This window comes from Methylobacterium sp. FW102-HT35C08, from assembly GCF_058790235.1.
In genome coordinates, this window is the sequence record NZ_JBYTCL010000002.1 from 1,045,331 (window position 1) to 1,059,975 (window position 14,645).

The 14,645-nt window shown below is 60.1% G+C and carries 8 protein-coding genes; 4 read left to right on the forward strand and 4 right to left on the reverse strand.

Going from position 1 to position 14,645, the window contains the following annotated elements; genetic code table 11:
* Positions 1 to 33 precede the first annotated feature (33 nt).
* The 4 genes from AC3WSN_RS05120 (at position 34) to AC3WSN_RS05135 (ending at position 7,139) form a co-directional block, all read left to right on the forward strand.
* Positions 34 to 1,143: a DegT/DnrJ/EryC1/StrS family aminotransferase gene (locus AC3WSN_RS05120; protein ID WP_492536621.1), complete on the forward strand. Its 1,110-nt coding sequence runs from the start codon at positions 34 to 36 to the stop codon at positions 1,141 to 1,143.
* Positions 1,144 to 1,181: 38 nt separating this feature from the next.
* On the forward strand, positions 1,182 to 2,951 hold the full coding sequence (locus AC3WSN_RS05125) for a glycosyltransferase family 61 protein (protein ID WP_492536622.1): 1,770 nt from the start codon (positions 1,182 to 1,184) through the stop codon (positions 2,949 to 2,951).
* A 224-nt stretch (positions 2,952 to 3,175) separates the two neighbouring features.
* Positions 3,176 to 5,461 carry a rhamnan synthesis F family protein gene (locus AC3WSN_RS05130; RefSeq protein ID WP_492536623.1) on the forward strand — a complete coding sequence of 762 codons (2,286 nt, stop codon included), beginning with the start codon at positions 3,176 to 3,178 and terminating at the stop codon, positions 5,459 to 5,461.
* 613 nt (positions 5,462 to 6,074) lie between these two features.
* The gene (locus AC3WSN_RS05135) at positions 6,075 to 7,139 is read left to right on the forward strand and encodes a hypothetical protein (RefSeq protein WP_492536624.1); all 1,065 of its coding nucleotides are present in this window, start codon (positions 6,075 to 6,077) and stop codon (positions 7,137 to 7,139) included.
* 170 nt (positions 7,140 to 7,309) lie between these two features.
* Here the strand turns inward: AC3WSN_RS05135 and AC3WSN_RS05140 are convergent, their stop codons facing one another.
* The 4 genes from AC3WSN_RS05140 to AC3WSN_RS05155 form a co-directional block, all read right to left on the reverse strand.
* The gene (locus AC3WSN_RS05140) at positions 7,310 to 10,573 is read right to left on the reverse strand and encodes a rhamnosyltransferase WsaF family glycosyltransferase (RefSeq protein ID WP_492536625.1); all 3,264 of its coding nucleotides are present in this window, start codon (positions 10,571 to 10,573) and stop codon (positions 7,310 to 7,312) included.
* 217 nt (positions 10,574 to 10,790) lie between these two features.
* Positions 10,791 to 11,375, reverse strand: coding sequence for a D-sedoheptulose-7-phosphate isomerase (locus AC3WSN_RS05145; protein WP_492536626.1), 585 nt, complete (start codon positions 11,373 to 11,375; stop codon positions 10,791 to 10,793).
* 344 nt (positions 11,376 to 11,719) lie between these two features.
* On the reverse strand, positions 11,720 to 12,718 hold the full coding sequence (locus AC3WSN_RS05150) for a GHMP family kinase ATP-binding protein (RefSeq protein WP_492536627.1): 999 nt from the start codon (positions 12,716 to 12,718) through the stop codon (positions 11,720 to 11,722).
* A gap of 18 nt (positions 12,719 to 12,736) precedes the next feature.
* Positions 12,737 to 14,635 carry an HAD-IIIA family hydrolase gene (locus AC3WSN_RS05155; protein WP_492536628.1) on the reverse strand — a complete coding sequence of 633 codons (1,899 nt, stop codon included), beginning with the start codon at positions 14,633 to 14,635 and terminating at the stop codon, positions 12,737 to 12,739.
* Positions 14,636 to 14,645: the final 10 nt, after the last annotated feature.

Below are 14,645 nucleotides of genomic sequence, written 5' to 3' on the forward strand. Positions count from 1 at the left end.
TGGTGCGGCCGACAGTCAGGACGTGTCTCGACAATGATCCCCGTGCTCATTCCAAGCCTGCCGGAGACGGATGCGATCGTCCCGTATCTGCGCCGGATCGATCAAAAGCACATCTATAGCAATTACGGGCCGCTCTCCCGCGAGTTCACCGACCGGCTCTGCCGCTTCGTGTCGGAGCGTGCCGGCGGCGCACCGGTGGCGGCGACGATCACCGGCAGCGGCACCACGGCCATTGAGCTCGCCCTGCGCTACCGGATTGCCGGGCGGACGGGTCGGCTCTGCCTGATGCCCGCCTACACGTTCGTCGCCACCGCGCATGCGGCGGTCAATGTCGGCCTGGAGCCGTACTTCGCGGATGTCGATCCCGGAACGCTATCGCTGACCCCCGCGATTGCCGCGCAGGCCATCGCCTCAGCCGAGGGCGACGTCGCCGCCGTCGTGGTGGTGAGCCCCTACGGCGCGCCGATCGACGTGGAGGCCTGGGAAGCCTTCGAGGCAGCGCATGGCATCCCGGTGGTGTTCGACGCCGCGGCCGCTTCGCTTAACCTCCGCCGCGTGGGGGGGCAGCCGATCTGCGTCAGCCTGCATGCCACGAAGGCGCTCGGGATCGGGGAGGGAGGGGCGATCCTCACCACCGACTCCGATCTTGTGGCCCAGACCACCGCCATGACCGGCTTCGGCTTCTCGGCCAGCAGCCGCGTCTCGGAGGTGCGGGGCGGCAATTACAGGATCTCCGAATACGCCGCCGCCGTCGGACTGGCGGTATTCGACGGCCTCGAGGCGCGCATCCGGCAATTGCGGGCCGCGTCGCTCGCTTATGTCGCGGGCTTCGAACGGATCGGCGTGCGCATGCAGCCGGGCTTCGGCCGGGAGTGGCTGACCATGACGATCAGCGCGCTGTTCGAGCCCGCCTCCGCTGAGGCGGTCACGGCGGGCTTCGACGCGGACGGGATTCAGTGGCGGCGCTGGTACGGGACTGGCTGCCAGGCGCATCCCGCCTTCGCGACCTGCCGCCATGACGGCCTCGCGCGGACAGCGGAGGTGTCCGCGAGTGCGATCGGCGTGCCGTTCTTCCCGGCGATCACGCCGGAGCAGATCGGCGCGGTATGCGGCAGCGTGGAACGGTCCTTGGCGGCCCGCTGAGGCGCAGCGAGCGGGGTCGTGGGGAGCGGTCGAGGACGATGCAGGGCGATTTCCGGCAGATCGTGACGCAGGCCAACCGGTCGAACGGCGCCGCCGCGCTGGACGCGCTCGAGGGCGAGCTTGCGGCACTGGCGACGGGGCGGCCGGAGATCGCCGCCCAGCATCTCGCGACCCTGGCCTTCCGGTTCCAGGGCGAGAACAGGCTCGACCTCGCCGCCCGCGCCTATGACCTGGCCGCTCGGGTCACGCCCTCGCAAGCCGCGCAGTATCGTCTCGCCGCGATCCGGACGGGCATCCTGGACCTGTGCAGGCGCAAGGCGTTCGACGGCGTGGACGGGCTCCTCGAAGCGTTGCGGGAAGCCAAGGCAGCCGCCGGGGACCGGAGCCAAAACGACCCGTCGCTCGTCCACATCGCCTGGGATTACGAGCTCGCTGGCGACGCTGAGGGCGCGGTGCGCAGCTACCTCCTCGCGCGGGTGGCTCGGGACCAGCTGGGCGGGCAAGCGCTGACGGTCGACGGCGACACCTTGGAGCGGAAGATCTTCAACCTGCGCCGGCTGCAGCTGACGGCCCTGGCGGAGGAGGGCCGGTACGAGGAAGCGCGAGAGCTAAACGAGCGGACGCGGGACGTCCTCGGGCTCGGGCCGCTGCGGATCTACGACATCGTCTCCGCGCGCCAAGCCGCCGAAGGGGAGGGGAGCTATCACGAGGTGCTCGGCGCCCGCCGGATCACCGAGCCCGAGATCAGCTTCCTCGAAGGTCCGGTCGCGCTGACCTCGGATTGCGGCACCCTGGACGCGCCGCCGCAATACGTCGCCAGGTTCAAGGATTGCCTCACCTTCCCGCGCAGCAACCTCGTACTTCAAGGGAACCGCCTGATCTACGACCTCGCCGCACATCCAGACAGCGGCGTCGCGGACATCAAGGACGGCGTGAATCCCGACCAGATTATGATGGCGGTCTACGGCACCAAGCGTGCCCTGGTTGAGGAACCGGCCGAGACGCGAACGCTGAATGCCGGGCTGATGATGTTCGGGCTTCAGAGCAAGAACTACGGACACTGGCTTCTCGAGTTCGTGCCGCGCATGCAGTGGTTCAACGACCGAGCGTGTCCGTCGGGATTTCCGATCTGCATTGACGATCATATGCCGGAAACCCATCGACAGATCGTCGAGCTGCTCGACGAGCGGGACAGGCCGATCCTGCCGTTGCCCGCGCAGGCGACGCGTTTCAGGGAACTCGGCATCGCTCCAGTCCCAACATTCTTTCCATTCGACAGCAAACCGGGGCGGGCGGTCTACGACGCCGTGTGGCCCTCGGACGTCCTCGGCGCCATGCGCGGCAAGGTGCTGGAGCGGCTCGCCACGAGCGGCGTCGACCTGCGCTCAACCGGCCGCCGAATATTCTTGTCGCGGCGCGGTTTCGTCCAGCGCCAGCTCCTCAATGAGGCGGAAATCATCGAGACTCTGACACGGCAGGGCTTCGAGGTGGTCTACCCCGAGAAACTGTCGTTCGCCGAGCAAGTCGCGATCTATCACACAGCCGACATCGTCGTCGGCTCAGCGAGTTCCGCGCTCACCAACTGCATCTTCTGTCATCCCAATGCTCGCGTCATTGCGCTAATTCATGAGGACCGGTCGTTTAATTTCCGCGGTTATACCAGTATGATCCGGTCAAGCGGAGCCGAAGTGCTCTTCATTCGCGGCAAGACCGTCGCCGGCGCGGACGTGCACGCCTTTCATGCCAATTACGTGGTGGCTCCCACACTCGTCCTACGCGGCCTTGACGTCCTGACGGGAAGAGGCTGATCCGCGCAAGCCATGAAGCATCCGGGCACACAGGACAGGGGAACGGCGGCTCGTCATTCTCCGAGACGTGACCGGAAATCGAAGGTGGCGCAGCTTCACAGGTCAAATCAACGAGTTTTGATATTAGAAACATGCTTGGACTATTTTATGCACAAAGCTGAATTTTGCATTTCATGTCTTCACAAAATATACAGGCGCAGGATTGTGCATATTGAATGTCTAGAGTGGCCAGCGCAATGAACGAATACGGCATAACCGATCTCGATCCCATCTGGTATCTGAGCCGCTACCAAGATGTTGCGAGTAGTGGGATGACCGCATCAGACCATTTTACGGCTTACGGGCAAAAAGAAGGTCGCGCCCCTAATGCGAGGGCTGAGGACATATTGAAGGATGACGCATTCGACTCTTCCTGGTACACTGCCTTCTATGCAGATATTCTCGATCAGAACGACGACCCGATTTCGCATTACCTAGTTTTTGGGAAACGACATCAGTATTTTCCAAACGCCGATGCGCAGGAACGGGCGGAGCTGACCGAGATCTTTGATCCAATTTGGTATCTCTGCCGCAATCGCGACGTCGCCGAAAGCGGCATGAAGCCGCTGAATCATTTTCTGACGTACGGCCATAAAGAACGGCGCAGTCCGAATGAACGCTCCGAGTCTCGGTCCAAGTGGCGAGGCTGGTTTGATGCCGAATGGTACACCGCAAGATATGCCGATATCGGCGCGTCTGGCTTGACCCCGCTCGAGCACTACCTAAGGCTGGGTGTCTATCAAGGCCGAGCGCCCAATACTTCCGCAGAAGACAGGGCTGTTTGGAAGGGGGTGTTCGACGCCCATTGGTATGCTGATCATTACGGTGATGTGGCTAGCTCGGGATTGTCGCCGATCGAGCATTTCATAAAATACGGAATCATCTCCGGGAGAAAGCCTAATGCGTCCGTCCTCCCGGCGCACGAGCCGGTCGAGCGGGCCGCATTAGAGCTGTTGAAAGCAGGAACATTATCTGACCGCGTCGTGCTGTTCGTGACACATGCGCCCGGAACGAAGGTCAAGCCTCACGTTGAAGCGCATCTGAGAGCTTACAAAGATGCCTCAATCAGTATCATTCTGATCGTTGCCAGCAACAGCTCTACAACTCAGATCGATAATCCTATCTCTGAATTGGCAGATGTGATTTACAAACGGGAAAACAAAGGTTATGATTTTGCCGCTTGGTCTCATATTTTTCGTGTAAATCGTGTACTTTATTCTAAAAAAGCAGTTTTCCTTGCAAACGATAGTATCTTTGGGCCATTTACACAAGTGTCATTTCAAAAAATATTAGATCGTATCGCCGAATCCGAGGCCGACATTATTGGGCTGACTGACAACTACCAGTTTGGGTGGCATCTTCAGAGCTATTTTTTGGCACTTAAGGATAGGGCGCTCTGCGCGCCAGCGTTTCGAAATTTTGTGAATGATATTGTTTCGTTCAAGCACAAGAACGATGTCATTCACGCATACGAGACACAGTTCGCCCGGTTAATGCAAAGTCACGCCCTCGCGTGCGAGGCTTTGCATAAATCTGCGAACACAGCTAATTATACGCTTGAAAAATGGCGCGAGCTCACACTTGACGGTCTGCCATATGTAAAAGCTTCTCTGTTTAATCGCTGCATCACCAACTTCGACATTATCGGCTGGAGAGAACATCTTAATCAACTCGGCTACGACACGCGTCAGGCAGATCTTTCCTTAGCCGAGACGTGTTTGTTTTCACAAAATGATGATTTCTACGAATTTTCCCGCGGGCTGATCTCGCAGCGCTCGGCACTCTACAACCTGCACCAGTTTTTTGCTTCAGGATCTAAAATATACATCAATAAATCTGACGCCCCAATATTATCGATAGTGATTTCTACGCACAACAAGGCTGAATTTATATACGCATTGATGCAAAGAGTGGCCGTCTCAGAAGTTTACCGGGACGTCGAGATCATCGTCCTAGACTATGGATCGAATGATGACACGCTATATCTTTCGAACATGCTGAATGGCTGCGCTTTCCACCGGATGCCCCCGACGGCCGGTCCTGCCGATTCCTTGACGAAAGCAGCTGAAATCGCGCGGGGACAACAAGTTCTGCTTCTGAGTCGCGCGGTATTCCTGAGCGACGCCGCCGTGGCCATGATGTTGTCTCATGCCCAGACCGCCGAAGTTGCCGAGCTTGCTACGGGCGTCCTACGGGATAGCGCCCGCTACTATCAAGTTCCATATCCGGAAAAGTCGGGCGATCCCCGCGGCGCGCTATCGATCGAATCCCACCTTGTGGTTGCGGAGCGCGTCGATGAAGATCCTCTGAATTATGCGGCTCTGGTCAGGACGGACATCCTCCGATCACAGCATTCAGCGTTGAAGCAACAGCCGTTGGAGAACTATCCCGGCCAGACCGTTTCGGCTGTTTTTCGATTTTTCGGACTTAAGGCGCAGTTGCTCAGGGGCTTCACGATAACGATAACTTAAGCAGAACTCGGTCCGCTGATACGCGAAGCCATTTTCCTGGATGCGACTCAGCCATGCTGATCGGCTTTAAGGCGGTAATCCAATGTTGAAGCCGTGCGGGGTCGGCCTCCTGGCCAAGTATGGCTTGGCGGACGGAGCGGTTTGGCCATTGCAATCAGCCGAGCGATGACGCTGAACCCGCGCATGGTCGAGTCGGTGGGCGGTAGCCGAGAGCGCTGTGCAGGCTGAGCAGGTCTCGCCGCTCAGTTCCGTCGTGCAGCCTCGCGTTGAAGTACTCGACAAACCCATTCTTCCGCGGCGGAGTTGGCGATGCGTCTGCATCGACAAGTTAAGCCCCCTTCAACGCAACTCAACGGCTCGTTGTTTGCATCCTCCATGATCGTCGGATCATCGAAAATGCACTGTGTATTTGCTTGTGCTCGCTCATTTGCAGAGCCAGCAACCCTCTCGGCGGAGAGCGTTTTGGTCCCTTAATGGCCGGACCACCGCGCCAGTCGGACGAATGCCCGCGCCGCTAAGTGCGACTGGCACAGCCCCAGCCCAAATCTCTCCCTTACGCCGTTGAAGCGTCCGCGATAGGTCCTGATCCCTCCATAGTTGTCGACGTGGTGCCATGCGAACCGCTCTGATCATCCCGCTAACAGCCGCTATCCTGCACGGCGGCTCTGCGCTGGCCCTGGATGCCACCTCATCGGATCTCGGTGGGGAACGCCGAGGAGCTCCATCGTTCACTCTGCCGACCTTGCCCGGCAGCCTCACGCGCGGGCCGCAAACGGCGACGGCAGGGCGTACCATGCGCGTGGACTGGCTTCTCGAGGACGGCACCAACCCGGTCGCGAGCGAGGGCGGGATCTGGCCGGGCAAAACCTACGCCTTCCTCGGCCTCGGCAAGAGCTTCGATGCGCAGACCATTCCTGCACCGGGGAAGCCATCCCCTCTTTCGACGCTCTTCGTGAAGGCGCACAACGCGGGCGCATCCTCCGACGTCGTCGGTCTCACCTCCAGCACCGTGGCGGGCGCCAACGGTGCCACCGTGTTCGGAGCGAACTTCATCGCCCGAACCGATCCAGGCGTGAAGGTTCCTAAGCTCGTGGCCCTCGAGCTTGATGTCGAACCAGCCGCCGGAGTCGTTCCCTCGTCCAACTCCATGGGGCTGGCCATCAACGCGTTCAACAGCCCCATACCGGGCCCCGCCATCCAGCTCGGCGGTGTAGGGGGCGGGACATTCAACAACGGCATCGGTATCGGCGGTGTTGCGGCCTCCGGTGCAGGGCTGTTCGGGATAGCAGGCACGCGGATGGGCTCGCTCGTCAACAGCGGCGCGGCAGCCTATGCCGGGAACGCACCGATCGTACTTTCGAACGGACACGCGATCCAGTTCAGCGGACGGGATGGCACGGCTGGGGCACGGATCGTCAATGATGACGCGAACAATCTCCGGGTGATCGGGGGCACGCGCGGCGTATCGGTGCGAGATAACGCCGACACGAAGACCGTGGCAGCGTTCGATCCGGCCGGAAATCTGCGCCTGTCTGGGTCGCTTCGCGAGGAGGGGGGTGCCCCACCGAGTTCCGCGCACGCGCCGTGCATCGCCGGTCAGCACGCCTGGGACGCTAACTATGAATACCGCTGCGTCGCCCCAAATACGTGGAAACGGGCCGCACTGGCGGCTTGGTAGCCCGTACCGGCCGGGCCGCCGTTACGGGCTCGAGGTCGCCCGCAACGGCGGGTCGCACAGCCAAGCGGTCCTTCAAGGTCGAGCGCGATCGGGCCCGCTAGCGGAACCCGTCAGATCAACACGAAGGCTGGAAGCGGACCACCCGTCCAGGCCCGCCATCTACATTCAGCTTACTCCGATGAACGTCGGCCGTGTGACACGGCTTGCAGGCGCGCGGCGATCAGCTGATCGACCCTGTGAGCCATCTCTAACTCGGACGGGAACTTCGCCACGAAAGCCAAGCCGTTCTGCGACCGTTTCTGTCGCTCACTCTCGTTGTCGTAGAGCGCGATGATCTGACGGGCCATGATCGCAGGTTCCGGATCTGCCAGAAAGGCGATGTCGCGTCGATCGTCGTAGTTCGCGTCGTTGTCATTTCGATCGAGATCGACAACCGGCAGACCACACGCCATCATTTCGTAAGGGATCAGACTGGGGTTCGTCGTCGAGAACGCCACGCCAACCTTCGCCGACGCATAGAGGACGGCGAGGTCATCGATAGTCGGGACGATATCCATGCCTTGCACCGGGTAATCGACCAACTTCGCAGCACCGCGGCCGCCGAAAAACACGATTTCAATGTCCGGGCGCAAACTATGAACATGCCGGAGCGCCTCCGCCCCCAATTCGAAACACCGCCGCGGCATATCGGGCTTCGCGAAGAAGATGATCCGGTTCGATTCGACCACGTCCGGGCGCGGATAATATATCGCCCTGTCAACGGGGAATCGGAAGAAATCCGCCTGCATTCCGAACGAACGTCGAAGAACTTTGGCACACCAAGGGCCCGATGTGATAGCATACAATCCGCGCCGATAGGTATTTTCGGCTCTGATATAGTCCGAGCTCATGGGAGTGAACAACGGCTCAAAGTCTTGAACAAAATAAAAGGTCTGAGCATCTACGTCGGTCATACGGACGGCCAAATCGACTGTACCATTATGGGTAGCAAAGACAACATCGTCATAACCTGAAAACTCATCGCCGGCTATGGCAACTCGGCCCTCAAAGGGATAGAAGTGTTTATGGACAAGCTCACGGAGTTCGTCGGGATTTTGATTCGTCCAGCAGAAGTACAGACCAACGTCATGTCCGAACGATTGGAGGTGGTGAGCTGCCCGCAATATATTGCGATGACCACCGCCCCCGATGATCAGACCGGGAATCACCCAGCCGATCTTGAGCAGTCGGCGCCCGACCGTCGCATCAACCTCTTCGCCGTCCTGCTCGACATCATCAAAAAGTCGGCTCGGGAGATTCAGGTCGCCTCGTAAGCGGGCGGCAATCAAATTTGCGAACACATCTCCGACGATCGCGTCGTGCCGTCTCCTAAGAATGTGCAAAACTTCTTGGCGCGCCGCCTCCGCCATCGCAGCAGCCTTTCGCCTGTTGGAGATGAGCAGTGCCAACCCATCGGCCCACTCGTCCTGCGTCCTCGCAAGGAGCCCGGTGACACCGTCCTTTACCGCTCTCCGGAATGGTTCTGTCGCGCTGGCTATAGTCGGGACCCCGACCAGCGCCGCCTCAAGGTGCTTCAGCGCACTCTTTGCTTCGCAATACGGGTTGCCAACCTCAAGCGGGGCAATATTGATGTCGAATGACGCGTATTCACTCGGCAACTGGCTCGGCGGCACGAGCGGCGCTTGAACGATGCGGAGCTTATAGGGGGACAACTCCGGAAATTCCTGGAGGTCGAACTGGCCGACTACCTTGAGCCGCGCCTCAGGGAAAGTTGCGAGGGCGTGGACGATCCCCGGGAGGGCTACGCGGAAGTCGCGTTGGTGAGTCTTGGTCCCGCTGGCAAACCCGATCACGACGGACTGAGACGGCAGGCGCTCTTCCCGGTCCAGCCGCGCCACCTCGGAGACCGCGACAGTCTGCGCGCTTGCAGAGTTCGGCAAGATGATTGCGGGTTTCCCAAGTTGCGCAACGGCGCGGCGAAGCTTCTCCGTCGTGACGAAGGTCACGTCGCAGCACAGGATCATTTTCCTGTAAGCGAGCACTCCGTAATAATACTCACCATGATCCTTGGCTGGTATTTCTCGCAACCCGTCGACGTAGTTGGGATTGGCGACAGCTGGATCGAAGACGTAGTCGTCGATATCGAATGCAATAATACAGCCACTCGCCCGGCAGAGCTCGATCGCCCACTGGACTGCAGCATAATCAACCCGCGCAAAGACGACAATGTCTAACGTCTTTAGCAAAGGCTTGTTTTTAACTAGCTGAGCAACATCAATGCAGTGGACGGAATACCCGAGCTCCGTCAGGACTTCGGCCTTCTGCGTCACACGATATGGAAAGCTGGGGTTGCCGTTTCCGAGGCCGACATACCCGATTTTGCCGAAGCGTAGCGCTTCTGATTGACGTTGCTCCGGACCCTGTCCCTGACGCGAAAGAGCCGGAAAAAAACTGGCAAGGTCGTCAGCGCATGGAGACGGGACGGCTGAGCTGTCCGTGGTTGCGGCTTGCTGGGTACGGTGAAGCCAACTGACGACGTGTGTCTCGACACAGCGAGCCAGCGCATCCGTCGACCCATCCGTTTGTCCGATGGATCTCGCGATGTCCTGCAGTGGATCAAGGCTCTCGCTCGGCTTCAATCCGCCGTCGAGGCCCTGTTCGAGGAAATGGGCGAGAGGTCTCCAAGGTACGTCCACATCCACATCGTATGTGCGGGCGTACCAGCCAGCATCAAAAAGCGGATGCGGATATCTTTGTTCTGCAGCGCCGTCCGTGATGTAATGCGCGAGTGGATTGACGCCGGCCAGCGCCACGTCGGTGTTGACTGCGAGATACCAACGACTGTCGAAAACAGGATTGGGCCGCCTATCTTCGCGTGTGCCTCGGCGGAGGTAGTGAAGCAGTGGGTTTATGTCTTCCGAGAGCACTTCCGGGTAGGCTTGGAGGTACCATGCCGTATCGAACAGAGGATGAGGCCGCCGCAGCTCTCGCCAGCCGTAGTGGATAAAATGTTCGATAGGCTGCATACCTGTCGCAGCCACGTCAGGATTGTCCTTCAGATAATACTCTGCCGAGAACAGTGGCGACCCGGCGAGTTCATCGACATCCTCCGTGGAATTGACGGGCGCCCCCCGTGTTGTTCCATTGTTGCTGGTCGCGCCCGCTCTCTTTTGCAGCTCAGCCGAGAGGCGCCGGCAGGTCTCGGCCCTCGCGGACGCCTGCGCGTATAACAAAGCCCGCGCGGCAGATCGATAGACTCGCTCAGCCCGGTCCTTTTCCGCCGCCCGAACATCCGCGATCGACCTCCCCAAATCTTGAAGCGATCGCGTCGCGCGCTCGCGATCAGCATTCAGCTCCATAACCTGACGCCGAAGGGCTGCGAGCTCTTCAACGACCGCCTCATCCCCTGCTGCGATGTCTGAAATGATGTTCACCTGATCCCACCGGAGAATTGCAGCTTGCCACGCGGACAGACAGCTTCAAGAAGGCCGTCGCTCGAGAGCCGCTCGAAAGCACCCACTATGTGGTCCCCGAAGAAAGGACACCCAAGACGGGAGCTGTTGGAGAACATTTCAACCCAATCAGCGATTCCCCGTCTAATAGCGCTGAACAGCTCGCACTGCCCCGCGCAACGTAGCTTAAAATGCTCTTCTATTTTTCGGTTCCACAGAGAGCCTGCATGACAATATGCCCGAAAATGGCATGCACATCTTCAGCGATCTGCATATCGTTGACATTAGCCCAAACAACATGCTTGGCAAGCGACTTCAACTTGCCCCCAGAGTAGCCCACGAGGCCAATCGTCTCGCAACCGATCTCGTTCGCGTAGCTCACGGCGCGAACGACGTTCTCCGAGTTGCCGCTTCCCGATATGGCGACGATGAGATCCTGGGGCGTGGCGATGTTGCGGAGCTGTTCCGCGAACACGTCGGCATAAGACACGTCGTTCGAATAAGCCGTCACGATGCCCATGTTGTCGATGAGGCTTCGCCCGCGGAATGGCCGACGCGTTGCCTCAAACACGCCTTTGCTCCAGTCGGTCGCGAAGTGGAGCGCCGTGATGGCACTGCCTCCATTGCCCAGGGTGATAATCTGACCGCCTGCATGCCACACCTGACGGATGACATCGATCGCGCGATCGATATCCTGAGAGTTCAGCTCGCCCAGTACCTTGGTCAGTCGCTCGAGATAGGCGGATGCGAAGGGGCTCACGACCGCGGTGTGGTGCTGGCTCATCCTAGAATTCCTGTTTGGGGTGCGGAGTTGTCCGGAGCGCGGGGCTCTGCACAACTCGTCTCTGCGCGTCAGAGCGCGCACGTTTGGCGGCCAATCAAGGCATCCGTTTGGCCACAGCCGCGTCGTCTCACTTCTCAATTCATAGGCGCGATGTCCGCCCCAGGCAGCCTCGGAATACAAGACGCTTTGCAGCGTTGCCTCAGGTTCAAACCGATACCTCTGAAGTAGAATTTGTTCGATGGCTTGTATCTGGCGCCACCGCATGAAGCAGGACTGACCTTTTCCGTGGATTAAGACCTTCAGTGCACCATATTATTGAGCGCCGCACTCGAAATTCTCCGCGGTCACGCGGCTTCCATATTAGGATTGTAGAATATAATTCGACTTCCCAACTGCTCGAAGCCGAACTTGACTTGACGTAAATGGCCTAAAGCTTCGATAATAGCTGGGTGACGATCCTCGGGCGCGTAGAACATCAGAAAACCTCCGGAGCCTGCGCCGAGTATTTTGCCACCGATTGCGCCGGCTTGCTTTCCCAGTGCATACCACTCGTCGATCTCCGCCGAGCTGACGCCGCTGGCGAGCGTTCGCTTCAGGTTCCAGTTGTCGTCTAGGATCTCTCCGAAAGCGTCGAGGCTGCCACGCTGCAATTCATCGCGCAGCTGATAGGTAAGCTCGACCATGCGAATCAGGGCTCCGCGCTTGGCCTGATCGCTCACCACAGCCTGCGACTGCTCCTTGAGGATACCCGAGGCGCTGCGGGTGATGCCGGTGTAGAATACGACGATGCGTTGCTCGAGGGCCTTCCTCTGCGCGGCAGGCATGATAATCGGCGTCACGAGCACGCTGTCGTCGGCCTTGAATTCGATGAGGTTCAAGCCGCCGTAAGCGGCCGCGTACTGGTCCTGCTTGCCGATCGGTTCGCCGCAGCGCTCAATCTCGATCTCTGAACTTAGCCGCCCGAGGTCGTCGGGCGAGATATGCCTACCCAGGTAGGCACTGACTGCGTTCAGAAGTCCGACGGTAAAGGAGCTCGAGGAGCCAAGCCCGGTTCCCCGCGACGGTATGTCGGCAATTGTCGTGATCTCAACCCCGCCGGTGATGTTGAGGCAGTCGAACGCCGCGCGCACGAGACGGTGCTCGATCTGATCGACGGACTCGACCTCCTCCGTCTTCGAGTAGGCGAGGCGAATACCACCATCGAATTTGCGATTGATGTTGACGTACACGTACTTGTCGATGGCCGTACTTAGGACGGCCCCCCCGTGCCGACGGTAGAAGTCCGGCAGGTCGCTGCCGCCGCCGACAAAACTCATGCGCAGGGGTGTTCGGCTGATGATCATGACGGTCCGGTCGCAGAGTCAGGAAAAACAGTGATCGAGGTCAAGCCGCAGGTCAGCGCCGCAGCCCGCTCTCTCGACCAGCGGGATCTCGTCGCACATGCGCGCGTCGTATACGGCAGCAGCGCTGTCATGGTCGGCGAGCCCGCGGTCGACCAAGTCGGCGATCACGCGCGCTTTGCGGCCTGCCTCGTCAGTGCCGAGATGAGCCGTCAGCACTCGACGGCGCGTCGAGAGCGGCAGCACCAGGGCCGGCACCCCCTCGAGGATCACCACGCTGTCGGACCGCAGGTTGAGCGTCTCCCCAGGAACGCGCAGGCGGCGCCGCCTGTCATAATAGGGCAGGTCGATCTCGGTCTCGCCACCGGCGAGCCATGGATCCAGGGCAGCGCTCGCAGTTTCGACATCGAAGCGGCCGAGCAAGCCGTCCGTCCGCTCCGCCTCGGGCTTGATCCAGGAGTCGAGCGGCAGCACAACCACGTCGTTGCCCGCACGGCGAAGCTCGTGCGCAAGGACCGCTGCAACTGTCGATTTGCCCGAGCGGGCCGGGCCACCAATGCGGATGAGATCTCCCGGTCGGATCCTATCCACAATGGTTTCCGTCTCTGCGACGAGCCTCGGGTAGACGGTGAGGATGAGCGAGGCGGCGGCGGCGATGTCGGGGACGGTGAAGTCTGGCCGGACACGGTACTTGCCGTCCTGCCCACCCTCGCCCGTTAGTACGAGGATCGACCGGACGGCGGCGTTGCGGGCTGCAAGGAGATCGCTCGTGCTGTCGCCGATCATCCATGAGCGCGAGAGGTCAGCGTTCAGGTCGTGGGCAGCCTGAAGGATCAGCCCCGCCTTCGGCTTGCGACATTCGCACTCCACCTTGAGCGCGCGAACTTCGCCGGGAAATCCGGCGTCAGGATGATGTGGGCAGAAATAGAGGCGATCAGCAAAGGCACCGGCTTCGCCAAGAGCCATATCGAGCTTGGCGTGTATCGCGCGCAGTCCCTCGAACGAGCACTCCCCGCGCGCGATCACGGGCTGGTTCGTCACCACCGCAACTCGATGCTCGGCATCGTTGAAGCGCCGCACCGTTTCCGCCGCTGCGGAAAGGAGGATAAGATCCTCCGGCCTTCGCACGTAATCTCGCAGTTCGTTAAGAGTGCCATCTCGATCGATGAAGACGCAGACCTGCGGTGTGCGGTAGGTAGCGCGCGCTACCACGCCGCTCCTGAGGTGAGCACACACCTTGTCGAGCCGCTTCGGAGTACCGAGGTCTTTGATGTACTCAAAGCTGTTGAAGCCTTGAAGAAAGGCTCCTCCCTTGACCATTGCGGGAAAGAGGTCCTGTCCGAAATCTGCCGGCGTCGGAAAGCCCCGCCAGCCTTCTAGAGCCCGCTTCTCGACAACGTAGAAGGCTGCATTGACGAGGTTTGGCCGCAGCGCACTTGGCGGGTGAGGTTTGGGGAAAAAGGCCGTGATGCGGCCGTCTTGCATCTCGACGAGATCGGAGTCGAATGGATGGTCGTTAGGGTGAAGGAATAGCGTCGCGTCGGCACCGGATTCCGCGTGCATCGCCAGGAAGCGGTCGACGTCGATGTTGAAGAGTGTATCTCCGTAAATGACGAGGAAACGCTCCGCGAGCCGATCGAGGCAGGCGAGCACTGCGCCAGCCGTACCTCGCGGCTCTCCGTCGTCAACGAGCGCGAGCCGGGCAAGTCCGAAATTATCCCGATCCGCGCAGAACGCCTCGATCTGGTCAGCCGCGTGATTGACGAGGACGACAACATCGTCGACCCCGTAGTCCCGTAGGGTGACAATCTGGCGCTCTAAGAGGGGAACGCCCTCGACATCGACGAGGGGCTTCGGCCGGCCCTGGAGCCGTTCGGCGAGACGAGTGCCCTTACCTCCAGCGAGAATGACTGCCTGCATCACTTGCGCC

Bases quoted from the DNA above. Each gene is read 5' to 3' on its own strand.
- AC3WSN_RS05145 (WP_492536626.1), bottom strand. From the start codon at position 11,375: ATGAGCCAGCACCACACCGCGGTCGTGAGCCCCTTCGCATCCGCCTAT.
- AC3WSN_RS05120 (WP_492536621.1), top strand. From the start codon at position 34: ATGATCCCCGTGCTCATTCCAAGCCTGCCGGAGACGGATGCGATCGTC.
- AC3WSN_RS05150 (WP_492536627.1), bottom strand. From the start codon at position 12,718: ATGATCATCAGCCGAACACCCCTGCGCATGAGTTTTGTCGGCGGCGGC.
- AC3WSN_RS05135 (WP_492536624.1), top strand. From the start codon at position 6,075: ATGCGAACCGCTCTGATCATCCCGCTAACAGCCGCTATCCTGCACGGC.
- AC3WSN_RS05155 (WP_492536628.1), bottom strand. From the start codon at position 14,635: ATGCAGGCAGTCATTCTCGCTGGAGGTAAGGGCACTCGTCTCGCCGAA.
- AC3WSN_RS05125 (WP_492536622.1), top strand. From the start codon at position 1,182: ATGCAGGGCGATTTCCGGCAGATCGTGACGCAGGCCAACCGGTCGAAC.